Below are 13,903 nucleotides of genomic sequence, written 5' to 3' on the forward strand. Positions count from 1 at the left end.
GTCCCCGCCGGGCTCCGGCCCGGGCACGGCCGTCGTCCGCCGGGCCGTCGACGCCCCGGCGGACGACGGGTCGGAGAAAGACGACGGGCCGGAGAAAGCCGACGGGCGGAGAGAAGAGCCGGGCCCCGGAGGGGAGTCTCCGGGGCCCGGCCGCCCGGGGTGCTACGGCCGGCCGCCGCGCTCCAGCGGGATCCGCTCGCCGGCCTCGACCGCCGACGGGAGGCGGTTCCCGGCGGGCGGCAGCGGGCAGGTCGCCAGGTCGGTGTAGGCGCAGGGCAGGTTGGTGGCCCGGTTGAAGTCGACCGTGACCCGGCCCTCCGCGTCCGGCGCCGGGACGGTCAGCGACCGGTTGGCGGCGTACGTGGTGACGCCCGAGGTGGCGTCGGTGAACAGCACCAGCAGGCTGCCCGGCAGGTGGCCGTTGAACGCGGTCAGCCGGTGGGTGCCGCCGTCGCCCGGCAGGGTGAACTCGATCTCGCCGGGGGAGTCGTACACGTGCTGCAGCCCCTCGGTGACCGCGCCCACGGTCACCGGGCGCGGCTCCGCGAACGGCAGGTAGCGGCCGGTCAGCGCCCAGTTCGGGTCCGGCGCGTACGCGGGGGTGCGGGTGAAGTCGCGCAGCAGCGGGTTGTCGGGGTGCCGGGGCCGGAGGATGTCGTGGCCGCCGCGCTTGGCGACCTCGATCACCGCCCCGCCCGCCGTCGCGTACACGCTGGCCCGCTCCGGCAGCACGCCGAAGTGGTGCCGGCCGCGCACCGGCTCGCCGTCCAGGGCGAGTTCCTCGTCCTCGGCCAGCTCGACCCACACCCCGTCGGGGGCGGTCCACCAGCTGCCCGGCGCGTCCGGGAAGCGGGCCGGTTCGGCGTCCAGCCAGTGCAGCGAGGTGACGGCGAGGAAGCCGTGCGGGTCGGTCAGCGAACGCTGGCTCGCCGCGTGCCACTCCTCCCACTCGCGGGTGAACTCGGCGGTTTCGATGGTCTCTTGAGCGGTCGTCATATCGTTTCCTTCGTACGGGCGTTGGTGAGGGGCGGCAGGTCGAGGTGCTCGCGCAGGGTGCTGCCCTCGTACTCGGTGCGGAACACGCCGCGCTCCTGGAGCAGCGGCACGACGGTGTCGGCGAACTCGTCCAGGCCGCCGGGCGTCAGGTGCGGGGCCAGGATGAAGCCGTCGCTCGCGTCCTCCTGGACGAAGCGGTTCAGCTCCTCGGCGATCCGGGCCGGGGTGCCGATGAAGGACTGGCGGCCGGTCACCTCGATCACCACCTCCCGGGCGGAGAGGTTCTTCGCCTCGGCCAGCGCCCGCCACTCGCGGGCCACCGCCAGCGGGTCCCGGTTCATCCGGACCGAGGCCCGCCCCCGGGCCAGGGTGTGCTCGCCGACCAGCGGGTCCACCTCCGGCAGCGGTCCCTCCGGGTCGAGGTCGGAGAGGTCCCGGTTCCAGACCTGCTCCAGCAGCTTGATCGCGGTCTGCCCGCTGACCTGCAGGCGGCGGATCTGCTCGGCCTTCTCGTGCGCCTCCGCGTCGGTCTCGCCCAGCACGAAGGTCACCGCGGGCAGGATCTTCAGCGAGTCGGGCGAGCGCCCGTACCGGGCCAGTCGGCCCTTCACGTCCGCGTAGAACGCCTTCCCGGCGTCCAGCGTGCCGTGCCGGGAGAAGATCGCGTCCGCCGAGGCGGCGGCGAACTCGCGGCCCTGCTCGGAGTCGCCCGCCTGGAAGATCACCGGACGGCCCTGCGGGGAGCGCGGCACGTCGAACCGGCCGGCGATGTCGAACTCGCTGCTGCGGTAGGCGAATTCGCCCGCCTTCGGGTCGCCGAGGAACTCCCCGGAAGCCGGGTCGGCCAGTACTTCGTCCCCGCGCCAGGAGTCGAACAGCTCCCAGGACGCCTCCAGGAACTGCCGGGCCCGGGCGTACCGGTCCTCCTCGCGCAGGAAGCCGCCGCGCCGGAAGTTCTCCCCGGTGAAGGCGTCCCAGGAGGTCACCACGTTCCAGGCCGAGCGGCCCGCCGAGAGGTGGTCCAGCGAGGCGAACTGCCGTGCCACCTCGTACGGTTCGTTGAAGGTCGAGTTGATCGTGCCGGCCAGGCCGAGCCGGTCGGTGACCGCCGCCAGCGCGGCCAGCACGGTGAAGGTGTCCGGGCGGCCGACCACGTCCAGGTCGTAGATCAGGCCGTTCTGCTCGCGCAGCCGCAGGCCCTCGGCCAGGAACAGGAAGTCGAACTTGGCCCGCTCGGCGGTCCGCGCCAGGTGCGCGAAGGAGTCGAACTCGATCTGGCTGCCCGCCTGCGGGTCGCTCCACACCGTGGTGTTGTTCACGCCCGGGAAGTGCGCCGCCAGGTGGATCCGCTTGAGCGGCTTGCCGCTGCTGCTCTCGTTGCTCATGTCGCTGGTTTTCCTTCGGAGTTCAGGCGCCGACGGCGGCGGTGGCAGCGGTGGCGGTGCCGGTGTCGGCAGGGTCGGCGGCAGCGCTGCCGGCGGGGGCGGCGGCGTAGCGGTTGGCGGGGCGCGGCAGGCCCAGCAGCCCGCGCAGGGTGGACGCCTCGTAGGCGGTGCGGAACAGCCCCCGGCGCTGCAGCTCCGGCACCAGGCCGCGGGTGATCCGCTCCAGGTCGTACGGCAGCCGGCCCGGCCGCAGCCGGAAGCCCGACAGCCCGGACTGCGCCAACTCGGCCAGCAGGTCGGCCAGTTCGCTGGAGGTGCCGGTGAACACCCGGGCGTCGCTGGTGTACTCGGCGCCCGCCGCCGCGTTCAGCCGCGCCAACTGCTCGGCCGCCGAGCCCGGCCGCTCCTCCAGGAACACCACCAGGTCGGCGAAGACGTGCACCGTCTCGTCCGCCCGGCCGGCCGCCTCCTGGGCCGCCCGGACCTCGGCCACGATCGCCCGGGCGTCGTCCGCGTCGCGCGGCGTCACGAACGCCAGGTCGGCCGACCGGCCCGCCAGCCGGAACGGCTCACCGCGGTGGGCGAGCGCCGTGACCAGCGGCTGGCCCTGCGGCGGGCGGGGCGTGATGGACGGGCCGCGGACCGAGAACCGGGAGCCCTCGAAGTCGATGTAGTGCAGCTTGTCCCGGTCGATGAACCGGCCGGTCGCCGCGTCCCGGATCTCGGCGTCGTCCTCCCAGCTGTCCCACAGCCGACGCAGCACCTCGACGTAGTCCTCGGCCTCGCCGAAGAACTCGGCCAGCGCGGCCAGCCCGGCGGGGGAGTCCAGCTCCTCCAGCCGCAGCGTGCTCGGCGCGCGGCGGCCGAAGTGCGCGACCTCGTCGGCCCGGGCCGACACCTTCACCCGCACCCCGGCCCGGCCCCGGCTGACGAAGTCCAGGGTGGCCACCGCCTTCGACAGGTGGAACGGCTCGGTGTGCGTCGTGACCGCCGTCGGCACCAGCCCGATGTGCCGGGTCAGCGGCGCGATCCGGGCCGCCACCAGCACCGCGTCCAGCCGGCCTCGGACCCGGTCGGTCCGGGCGTCCGCCTCGAACGGGTGCTCCGACTGCAGGCTCAGCCCGTCCTCGATGGTCAGCAGGTCGAGCAGGCCGTGCTCGGCCTCCGCCGCCAGGTCCGCCCAGTACCGGGCGGTGAACAACTCCTTCGGCCGGGCGTCCGGCTCCCGCCACGCGGCGGGGTGCCAACCGGCGCCGTCCAGCGCGACGGCCAGGTGCAGGGGGGAGGCGGCGGGGGAGGACGGGGATGCTGCTGGGGATGCGGGCATGGCGGGACCGGTTCCTGTTCAGGGGCTTCGCGGGCTCCAGGGGCCTCGGGGGCGTCCGGGGCCGCGCGGCTTCGGGGTTTCACGAGGAGGGCGGGCGGCCGCGTCGGGGTGCGCACCGGGGCGCGGCCGGGAAGCGGCGGCGGGAGCGGGAGGGACGGGGCCGGACGGGCTGCGGCCCGGCTCAGCGGCCCGGACTCAGGGGGCCGGACGGACGGGCCGGGACGGGCAGCCCGTACAGAGCGCGGTGCTCACCCGCAGCAGGTCGACCGGCCGGTCGAGGAACACCTCGCGCTCCAGGGCCCGCACCGCCGTCACCTCCCCGTCCGCGTCTCGCGGCACCGCCCGGGTGCCGCCGTCCCCGCACCGTAACCCCGCACCGGGGCCCGGCACAACGCTGTTCATACAGCGGTAACGAACCGCCGGATCCGTTGCGGCGGACGGCCGTTGACATACCGTTCGGGACCGGCCTAGCTTGACTGCGACGGGACGATCCAGGAGGTGGACGGCGGTGCGGGCACTGGAACGCGAGGTGTACCTCGACCGGCCCGTCGACCTCCAGCGGGTCAGTAGCGCGCTCTGTCCGGCCGGCTGAACCACCAGCGCCAGCACCGACGTTCACCCGCCGCACAGGAGCCGCACCGCCATGCCCGTCACCACCGTGCCCGGAACCACCGGGCCCGCCACCGCCGACACCGGCGCCCACGTCCTGGACAACGCCGCCTGGGCCGCCCTCACCGGCCCGCACGCCCACCTCGCCGAGCGGGTCGGCCGCGCCGCCCGCTACCCCGTCGACGTCTCCCCGTTCACCGCGATCGCCGACCCGGCCGACCCGGGAGCCTGGCAGGACCTCGCCACGCTGGCCGGGCCGCCCGGCAGCACCACCCCCGTCACCGCCACCGGCACCGCCCCCGAGGGCTGGGAGATCCTGGAACGCGGCCACGGCGTGCAACTGGTCGCCACCGCGCTGCGCACCGAACCCGCCCCCGACGCCGTCGAGTTGGGCCCCGAGGACGTCCCCGAGATGCTCGACCTGGTGGCCCGCACCCGGCCCGGCCCGTTCCTGCCCCGCACCGTCGCCCTCGGCCGCTACCTCGGCCTGCGCCAGGACGGCCGACTGATCGCGATGGCCGGCGAACGCCTGCGACTGCCCGGCTGGACCGAGATCAGCGCCGTCTGCACCGACGCCGAACAGCGCGGCCGCGGCCACGCCACCCGCCTGGTGCGCGCCGTCGCCCACGGCATCGAACAGCGCGGCGACACCCCGTTCCTGCACGCCGCCGCCGAGAACACCCGGGCGATCGCCCTGTACGAGTCGCTCGGCTTCACGCTGCGCCGCCGCACCGCGTTCCTACTGGTCCGCACCCCGGCCGGGCCCGTGCTGGACGGGGGGCCGCAGCGATGAGCACCGCCTTCCACTGGTTCCTGCCGACCGGCGGCGACGCCCGCGACCTGGGCGGCGCCGCGCACGGCACCGGCATCGGCGGCCCCGCCGCCGGAGCCCCGGCCGGCCGCCCCGCCACCCTCGGCTACCTCACCCAACTCGCGCAGGCAGCAGACCAGTTGGGCTTCGAAGCGGTGCTCACCCCGACCGGCGCGCACTGCGAGGACGCCTGGATCACCACCGCCGCGCTGATCGCCGCCACCAGCCGGCTCAAGTTCCTGGTCGCCTTCCGCCCCGGCCTGGTCGAACCCGCGCTCGCCGCCCAGACCGCCGCCACCTTCCAGCGGCTCTCCGGCGGACGGCTGCTGCTCAACGTGGTGGCCGGCGGCAGCGACGCCGAACAGCGCGGCTACGGCGACCCGCTCGGCCACGACGCCCGCTACGCCCGGGCCGAGGAGTTCCTCGACGTGGTCCGCACCGCCTGGCGCGGCACCCCGTACGACCACGCCGGAGAGTACTACCGGATCCAGGACGGGCAGCTGCGGCAGCCGCCCGAGCCCGTGCCCGGGGTCTACTTCGGCGGCTCCTCCGAGCCCGCGCTCGCCGTCGCCGCCCGGCACGCCGACACCTACCTGACCTGGGGCGAACCCGTCGAACAGGTCGCCGAGAAGATCGCCCGGGTGCGCGCGCTCGCCGCCGCGCGGGGCCGCTCCCCGCGCTTCGGCCTGCGGGTGCACGTGCTCAGCCGGGCCACCGCCGCCCGCGCCCGCGAGGACGCCGAGGCGCTGCTGGCCGGGCTCGACGACACCGCGATCGCCGCCGGACAGCAGCGGCTGCGCGCCCTGGAGTCCGTCGGCCAGCGCCGGATGCTCGACCTGCACGGCGGCCACCGCGACCGGCTCTGGATCGCCCCCAACCTGTGGGCCGGCATCGGCCTGGTCCGCGGCGGCGCGGGCACCGCCCTGGTCGGCAGCCACCGCGAGGTCGCCGACCGCCTCGCCGAGTACCGCGACGCGGGCGTCGACGAGTTCGTCCTCTCCGGCTACCCCCACCTGGAGGAGGCGTACACCTTCGCCGAACACGTCCGCCCGCTGCTCTGAGCCGGGCGGTCGACCGCCGGACGGAAGCCGGAACCCCCACGGGTTCCGGCTTCCGGCGTTCCACCAGAGGATCGACCGTCCCGCTTTCGTAGATTTTCAGATCTCAGTCGTTTTTTTGCGTAGGTCTCGGTACGCTTCGGCCATGACGAAGAAGCTGGACGAGGTGGCCCGGTTCGCCGGAGTGAGCTCCGTGACGGTGAGCCGGGTGCTGCGCAACCGGCCGGGGGTGGCGCGGGAGACCCGGGAGGCGGTGCTGACGGCGCTGGACGTGCTGGGGGTGGAGCGGCCGGCGGCGTTCCGGTCGGACCGGGCGCCGCTGGTCGGGCTGGTGGTGCCGGACCTGCAGAACCCGGTGTTCCCGGGGTTCTGCGAGGTGCTGGCGGGGGCGCTGAGCAAGCAGGGGCTGATGCCGGTGCTGTGCACCCGGACGGCCGACGGGGTGTCGGAGGCGAACTACATCGAGATGCTGCTGCGGCAGAACGTCGCCGGGATCGTGTTCGTGGGGGCCAGCTACGCGGACGCCGGGCCGGAGCAGGGGCGGGCGCTGCGGGAGCGCGGGGTGCCGGTGGTGCTGATCAACGCGGCGGACGGGCACCGGGGTTCGGCGCTGATCTCGGTGGACGACGAGGCCGCCGTCGAGCAGTCGCTGGCCCACCTGGAGGCGCTCGGGCACGAGCGGATCGGACTGCTGCTCGGCCCGGCCGGACACGTGCCGTCCGTGCGCAAACTGAACGCGTTCGCCCGCCACCTGGGCCGGCGCGGGCGGGCGGGGGAGCTGGGCCGGCTGGTGGCGCACGCGATGTTCTCGATGGACGGCGGGGCGGCGGCGGTGCCCCGGCTGGTGGAGGCCGGGGCGAGCGCGGTGGTGTGCGCGAGCGACGCGCTGGCGCTGGGCGCGGTGCGGCGGTTGCGGCGGGAGGGGCTGGTGGTGCCGCGGGACGTCTCGGTGATCGGGTTCGACGACTCCCCGTACATGATCGCCACCGATCCGCCGCTCACCACGGTGCGCCAGCCGGTGGCCGCGATGGCCGCGGCGGCGGCGAAGGCGCTGGTGGACCAGATCGAGGGCCGCCAGGCGCAGGCGGAGGAGGTGCTGTTCGAGCCGGAGCTGATCGTGCGGGGTTCGACCTGCCCGGCGCCCGCGGTGGCGGCCGCCCGGGGGTAGTGGGGGCGCGAAACGGCGTGGCAACGCAAGCATGTTGCGTCATCCCGTTGACTTCTTGCGTTCACGATGTCAGTGTTCGGGGCACCGAAGAGCGCCCGGAGTCACCGGCCCGGGCCTCTCCTCCGTCACACCGTTTGCGCTGCGGGCCGAGCTCCGCGCAAGCGGTTGCAGGATCCACGGAAGGTCCGAATCATCATGGGAAGCAACAGAATCCGCCGTGCCTCCGCCGTGGCGCTGGCCGCGGCCACCGCCTTCGCCGCGACCGCGTGCGGGAGCGGCGGCAGCGGCTCGGGCGACGCCGGGGGCGTGGTCACCATCTCCGTCAACGGCCTTCCCCCGGCCACCCAGACCGTGGACCGCAAGAACTTCGAGGACGACGTCAAGGCGTTCGAGGCCAGCCACCCGAACATCAGGATCGACGCCCACGAGGGCCTGATGGACCCGAAGACCTTCGCCGCGAAGCTGGCCGGCGGACAGCTGGAGGACGTCTACTACGTCTACTTCACCGACCCGGCCGGCCTGATCCAGCGCCACCAGGCCGCCGACATCACCCCGTACCTGAAGGACGTCCCCGGGCTCGCCGACATCAAGCCCGCGCTGCAGGACGTCTTCAAGGGCAGGGACGGCAAGGTCTACGGCCTGCCCACCGGCAACTACTCGATGGGCCTGGTCTACAACCGCGAACTGTTCACCAAGGCCGGCCTCGACCCGGACAAGCCCCCGACCAGCTGGGACGAGGTCCGCACCGCCGCGCAGAAGATCACCGCGCTCGGCGACGGCACCGTCGGCTACGCCGACTTCTCCAAGAACAACCAGGGCGGCTGGCACCTGACCTCGTGGATCTACTCGCTGGGCGGCGAGGTCGCCACCCGGGACGACTCCGGCAAGTGGAAGGCCGCCGTCGACTCCGACGCGGCGCACCAGGCCCTGCAGCACCTGCACGACATGCGGTGGACCGACGACAGCATGGGCAGCCGCCAGCTGCTGGAGATCCCCGACGTCCAGAAGATGATGGGCGCGGGCAAGCTCGGCATGTACCTGGCCGGCCCCGACAACATCCCCACCATCGTCAAGCAGTTCGAGCGCAAGTACGACGAGTACGGCCTGGCCGCGATGCCCGGCACCGCGACCCTCGGCGGCGGCGACGGCTTCATGTTCAACCCCAAGGACACCCCGGCGAAGATCAAGGCCGGCCTGGCCTGGGTCCAGTGGAAGTACCTCAGCCCGGAGCACGAGGAGACCGCGACCAAGAAGTCGGCCGGCTCCGACATCCCGATCGGCCTGCCCCAGCCCGACCTGCTCGACGGCAAGAGCGGCGAGGCCGTCAAGGCGATCCACGCCCAGTACGCCAACGTCCCGCAGCAGAACTACCGGCCCTTCGTGGACCGCTCCGCGGACGTGAAGGTCAAGGTCGAGCCGCCGAACGCGCAGCAGATCTACACCGTGCTGGACGGCGTGATGCAGGCCGTGCTGACCAAGCAGGACGCCGACCTCGACGGCCTGCTGAAGGACGCCCAGAAGAAGGTCGACAGCATCCTCGCCACCGCGCAGTGAGCCCCGGGCGCGGCCGGCCACCGGCCCCGCCGCGCCCGCTCCTCCGGTCCCGCCGGACCCCTCCCGGTCCGCCCGACCGTCCCGGTCCCGCTCGGACCCCTCCCGGTCCCGCCCGAGCCGAAAGCCACCCCTGATGAAGGTCGACACCGTCGGCGCCCCGCGCCGCACCCGGCGGCCCGCCGCCGACCCCGCACCGCCCCCGTCCTCCTCCTCCACCACCCCGCGCCGGGCGGGACTGCGGCGCCGCGTCACCGACAACCTCGTCGGGTACCTGTTCCTCGCCGCCGGCCTCCTCGCCTTCGCCCTGTTCTCCTGGTACCCGATCGTCCGCGGCTTCCTGCTGAGCTTCCAGCAGGTCAACTTCGCCGAACCCGCCAGCTGGGTCGGCCTGGACAACTTCCACCGCCTGTTCGACGACCCGCTGTTCCTCACCGCCTGGCGCAACACGCTCTGGTTCACCGTGCTGGCCCTGGTGTTCGGCTTCGCCGCGCCGTTCGTCACCGCCGTGGTCCTCAACGAACTGCGCCACGGCCGGGCCTACCTGCGGATGACCGTCTACCTGCCGGTGATGCTGCCGCCGATCGTCACCGTGCTGCTGTGGCGCTGGTTCTACGACCCGGGCCCGGGCCTGTTCAACCACGCGCTGGGCATCCTGCACCTGCCCCCGCAGCAGTGGCTGGAGTCGGAGAACCTGTCGATGCTCTCCCTCGTCCTGGTCTCCACCTGGGCCAACATGGGCACCACCACGCTGATCTACCTCGCCGCGCTGCAGGGGGTGCCCGGCGAACTGTACGAGGCCGCGCAGCTCGACGGCGCCTCGATCCGGCAGCGGCTGTGGCACGTGACGATCCCGCAGATGCGCTTCATCCTGCTGATCACCCTGCTGCTCCAGGTGATCGGCACCATGCAGGTGTTCATCGAACCCTTCGTGCTGACCGGCGGCGGCCCGAACGACGCCACCGTCACCGTCCTGCTGCTGCTCTACCGCTACGCCTTCGTCTACAACGACTTCGGCCTGGCCAGCGCCATGAGCACCGTCCTGTTCGTCGTCCTCGGCGCCTTCGCCGGGCTCTACCTGCGGCTGACCCGCTCCAAGGGCTGAGAGGAACCCGCCATGGCCCACGCCGAATCCCCGGCCCGCACCCTCATCGCCCCCGCCGAGCTCGACCGGCCGCTCGGACGGCTGCTCTACCGCACGGTGCTGGGCACCGTCCTGGTCACCTTCACCGTCGCGTTCGTCTTCCCGCTGTACTGGCTGGTCTCCGGCGCGCTGAAGTCCTCCGCCGAACTCGCCGACCCGAACCCGACGCTGCTCCCGCAGAGCTTCCACCCCGAGAGCTACAGCCAGGCGTGGAGCAGCACCGGGCTCGGCCGCTACTTCCTCAACACCCTGCTGCTGGCCGCCGGTGCGCTGCTGTTCCAGCTGGTGGTGGACGTCTGCGCGGCGTACGCGCTGTCCAAGCTGCGGCCGGTGCTGGGCAACGTGGTGCTCGCGATGATGCTGGCCACCCTGATGCTGCCGGTCTCCGCGCTGCTGGTGCCCACCTACCTGACGGTGGTGGACATCCCGCTGATCCACGTCAACCTGATCAACACGCCGTTCGCGATCTGGCTGCCGGCCTGCGCCAACGCCTTCAACATCTTCGTGCTGAAGCGGTTCTTCGACCAGATCCCGGAGGAACTGGTCGACGCCGCCCGGATCGACGGCGCCGGACCGCTGCGGATCCTGCTGCACGTGGTGCTGCCGCTGGCCCGGCCGGTGCTGGCCGTGGTGTCCATCTTCGCGGTGGTCGGGGTGTGGAAGGACTTCCTGTGGCCGATGCTGACGCTGCCCGACCCCCGGGGCCAGCCGATCACCGTCGCCCTCAACACCCTCGCCAACGACATGCCCGCCAACCAGCTGCTGGCCGGGATGGCGATGGCCGCCGTCCCGCTGCTGGTGATCTTCCTGCTGTTCCAGCGGCACATCATGGCGGGCCTGACCGCCGGCAGCCTCAAGGGCTGAACTCCGTTGTGAGAGAAGGGAACTGACGGATAGTCAGTTCTGGCTCGCCGCCCTCTCGCGGGCCGCCGTCCCCGGTGCCGACCTCCCGGGGACGGCCGCGGCCCCCGCCGGCCCGGGGCCGCCCGCCCCCACCGACCCGGCGCCGACCGAAGCAGCCGCTCGATCCGGCCGCCGCCGCCGCCTCACCCCCACCCCCCACACCGGGAGCCGCCGCGCCCCGGTCACCTTCGGGAGCCCACGTGTACCCTGCACCCGGCACCACCCGTGCCACCGCCCGTGCCACCGCCCGTGCCACCGCCCGTGCCGCCGCCCGTGCCGCCGCCCGTGCCGCCGCCCGTGCCGCCGCCCGTGCCGCCGCCCGTACCACCGCCCGTGCCGCCGCCCGCACCGCCGGAAGCGCCCGCCCGGCCCGCAAGGCCACCGCCCTCGCCTCGGCCGCCGCCGTGCTGGCGGGCCTCGCGCTGTGGACGCTCGCCCCCGGCGCCGCCCAGGCCGCCTCCACCGTGCTGGAGGCCGAGTCCGCCGCCAACACCGGTGGCGCCGCCGTCGCCGCCGACCACGCCGGGTACACCGGCACCGGCTTCGTCGGCGGGTTCACCGACGCCAACAAGGGCGCGGCGAAGACCTCCTTCACCGTCCAGGCCCCGAGCGCCGGCACCGCCACCCTCGCGATCCGGTACGCCAACGGCACCGGCTCCGCCAAGACGCTGACCCTGCTGGTCAACGGCGCCGCCGTCGGGCAGGTCACCCTCCCGGCCACCGCGAACTGGGACAGCTGGGCCACCGTCCAGCAGACCGTGACCCTGAAGGCCGGCGCCAACACCGTCGCCTACGCGTTCACCGCCGCCGACAGCGGCAACGTCAACCTCGACAACCTGACCGCCACCACCGGCAGCACCGCCCCGGGCGGCACCCTGGAGGCCGAGTCCGCCGCGCTCACCGGCGGTGCCGCCGTCGCCGCCGACCACGCCGGGTACACCGGCACCGGCTTCGTCGGCGGCTACACCGACGGCAACAAGGGCACCGCCAGCACCGCGTTCTCCGTCACCTCGGCCGCCGCGGGCGGCGGCAGCGTCGCGATCCGGTACGCCAACGGCACCGGCTCCGCCAGGACGCTGACCCTGCTGGTCAACGGCGCCGCCGCCGGGCAGGTCACCCTGCCCGCCACCGCGAACTGGGACAGCTGGGCCACCGTCCAGCAGCCCGTCACCTTCGCCGCCGGCGCCAACACCCTCGCGCTGAAGTTCACCACCGCCGACAGCGGCAACGTCAACCTCGACAGCCTCACCCCCACCACCCCCACCGGCACCACCACCCCCGGCCCGTCCCCGTCCGGCTCCACCACCCCGGACCCGGCCGGTGTGGGCGCCACCCTGCCCTTCACCAGCTACGAGGCCGAGGCCGGCAGCACCAACGGCACCGTCCTCACCCCCGACCGCAGCTACCTCAGCGTCGCCTCCGAAGCCTCCGGCCGCAGCGCCGTCAAGCTCGCCGCCACCGGCCAGTACGTCGAGGTCAGGCTCACCGCCCCGGCCAACGCGATCAACCTGCGCTACGCGCTGCCCGACAGCGCCGACGGCAAGGGACTCGACGCCACCCTGAGCGTCTACGCCGACGGACAGGCCCTGCCCGACCTGCAGCTGACCTCCCGCTACGCCTGGGTCTACGGCGCCTACCCGTACGACAACAACCCGGCCGGCGGGCAGGGCCACCGCTTCTTCGACGAGACCCGCGCCACCTTCGGCCGGACCCTGCCGGCCGGCACGGTGCTGCGCTTCCAGAAGGACGCCGCGGACACCGCCGCCACCTACACCCTCGACCTGGTCGAGGCCGAGCAGACCGGCCCGGCCGGCACCCTGCCCGCCGGCTACCTCTCCGCCGCCGACCTCGGCGTCCTCCCGAACGGCCAGGACGTCACCGCCGCCCTGAACGGCGCCCTCACCACCGCGAAGAACCAGGGCAAGGGCCTGTTCCTCCCGGCCGGCACCTACGTCGTCTCCGACCACGTCAACCTCTCCGGCGTCAGACTGCGCGGCGCGGGCGTCTGGTACACCGTGCTGCGCGGCACCGGCCTCAAGGGCGGCCTCTACGGCACCGGCGGCACCAGCACCGTCGAGGACCTGATGATCGACGGGCAGAACACCGCCCGCGACGACGCCAACGGCCAGGCCGGCATCGAGGGCGACTTCGGCACCGGATCGGTGATCCGCGACGTCTGGATCCAGCACACCAAGGTCGGCCTGTGGATCAACGCGCCGACCAAGGGCCTGCGGGCCAGCGACCTGCGCATCCGCAACACCTACGCCGACGGCGTCAACCTGCACGGCGCGGTCGACAGCACCGTCGTCTCCAACAGCAGCATCCGCGGCACCGGCGACGACGCCCTGGCCATGTGGTCCGACGGCGCCGCCGTCACCAACAGCGCCTTCCGCAACAACACCGTGCAGCTGCCCTCCCTCGCCAACGGCGCCGCCGTCTACGGCGGCAGCGGCAACAGCGTGCAGGACAACCTGATCTCCGACACCGTCACCGCCGGCGCCGGCATCACCGTCTCCAGCCGCTTCGGCCAACCCTTCACCGGCACCACCACCGTCTCCGGCAACCTGCTGCGCCGCACCGGCAGCCTGGAGGTCAACTGGAACTCCCAGCTCGGCGCGGTGTGGATCTACGCCGACCAGAGCGACCTCACCCAGCCCGTCGTCCTGAACGACAACACCGTCCAGGACTCCACCTACAGCGCGCTCCTGCTGTCCTGGCAGAAGCAGGTCGCCGACCTGCGCGTCGACGGACTGGTCATCGACCGGACCGGACACAACGCCATCGAGGTCAACGCCACCGGGCACGGCACCTTCGCGAACACCCAGGTCAGCGGCACCGCCGACGCGCCGCTGAACGTCACCGGCGGCTTCACCGTCCAGCGCGGCACCGGCAACACCGGCTGGTAGCCCCGGCCCCGGCCCCGCTCCCCGCGGGGCGCCCGCCCGCACCCG

General features: G+C 73.6%; 11 protein-coding genes. 7 read left to right on the forward strand and 4 right to left on the reverse strand.

Going from position 1 to position 13,903, the window contains the following annotated elements:
• Positions 1-162: 162 nt before the first annotated feature.
• From ABD345_RS07380 to ABD345_RS07395, 4 genes are all read right to left on the reverse strand, one after another.
• Positions 163-996 carry a DUF1684 domain-containing protein gene (locus ABD345_RS07380; RefSeq protein WP_344551026.1) on the reverse strand — a complete coding sequence of 278 codons (834 nt, stop codon included), beginning with the start codon at positions 994-996 and terminating at the stop codon, positions 163-165.
• Entirely contained in the window at positions 993-2,381 is a 1,389-nt protein-coding gene (locus tag ABD345_RS07385) for an NtaA/DmoA family FMN-dependent monooxygenase (RefSeq protein ID WP_344551030.1), read from the reverse strand. The genes ABD345_RS07380 and ABD345_RS07385 overlap by 4 nt, the downstream gene beginning before the upstream one ends.
• A 22-nt stretch (positions 2,382-2,403) precedes the next feature.
• Entirely contained in the window at positions 2,404-3,708 is a 1,305-nt protein-coding gene (locus ABD345_RS07390; protein WP_344551034.1) for an LLM class flavin-dependent oxidoreductase, read from the reverse strand.
• Between the two features lie 195 nt (positions 3,709-3,903).
• The gene (locus ABD345_RS07395; RefSeq protein WP_344551038.1) at positions 3,904-4,047 is read right to left on the reverse strand and encodes a hypothetical protein; all 144 of its coding nucleotides are present in this window, start codon (positions 4,045-4,047) and stop codon (positions 3,904-3,906) included.
• 304 nt (positions 4,048-4,351) lie between these two features.
• On the opposite strand from ABD345_RS07395, the gene ABD345_RS07400 reads away from it, so the two are divergent.
• The 7 genes from ABD345_RS07400 (at position 4,352) to ABD345_RS07430 (ending at position 13,858) form a co-directional block, all read left to right on the forward strand.
• Positions 4,352-5,110, forward strand: a complete 759-nt coding sequence (locus ABD345_RS07400; RefSeq protein ID WP_344551040.1) for a GNAT family N-acetyltransferase — start codon at positions 4,352-4,354, stop codon at positions 5,108-5,110.
• The gene (locus ABD345_RS07405) at positions 5,107-6,189 is read left to right on the forward strand and encodes an LLM class flavin-dependent oxidoreductase (RefSeq protein WP_344551042.1); all 1,083 of its coding nucleotides are present in this window, start codon (positions 5,107-5,109) and stop codon (positions 6,187-6,189) included. The genes ABD345_RS07400 and ABD345_RS07405 overlap by 4 nt, the downstream gene beginning before the upstream one ends.
• 142 nt (positions 6,190-6,331) lie before the next feature.
• Positions 6,332-7,354: a LacI family DNA-binding transcriptional regulator gene (locus ABD345_RS07410; protein WP_344551044.1), complete on the forward strand. Its 1,023-nt coding sequence runs from the start codon at positions 6,332-6,334 to the stop codon at positions 7,352-7,354.
• Positions 7,355-7,549: 195 nt separating this feature from the next.
• The gene (locus tag ABD345_RS07415) at positions 7,550-8,908 is read left to right on the forward strand and encodes an extracellular solute-binding protein (RefSeq protein WP_344551046.1); all 1,359 of its coding nucleotides are present in this window, start codon (positions 7,550-7,552) and stop codon (positions 8,906-8,908) included.
• 133 nt (positions 8,909-9,041) lie between these two features.
• Positions 9,042-10,010, forward strand: coding sequence for a carbohydrate ABC transporter permease (locus ABD345_RS07420; RefSeq protein ID WP_344551048.1), 969 nt, complete (start codon positions 9,042-9,044; stop codon positions 10,008-10,010).
• A 12-nt stretch (positions 10,011-10,022) separates the two neighbouring features.
• The gene (locus ABD345_RS07425) at positions 10,023-10,913 is read left to right on the forward strand and encodes a carbohydrate ABC transporter permease (protein ID WP_344551050.1); all 891 of its coding nucleotides are present in this window, start codon (positions 10,023-10,025) and stop codon (positions 10,911-10,913) included.
• Positions 10,914-11,152: 239 nt separating this feature from the next.
• On the forward strand, positions 11,153-13,858 hold the full coding sequence (locus tag ABD345_RS07430; RefSeq protein ID WP_344551052.1) for a carbohydrate-binding protein: 2,706 nt from the start codon (positions 11,153-11,155) through the stop codon (positions 13,856-13,858).
• The last annotated feature ends 45 nt before the right edge of the window (positions 13,859-13,903 follow it).

This window comes from Kitasatospora saccharophila (assembly GCF_039529925.1).
Classification (GTDB): Bacteria; Actinomycetota; Actinomycetes; order Streptomycetales; family Streptomycetaceae; genus Kitasatospora; species Kitasatospora saccharophila.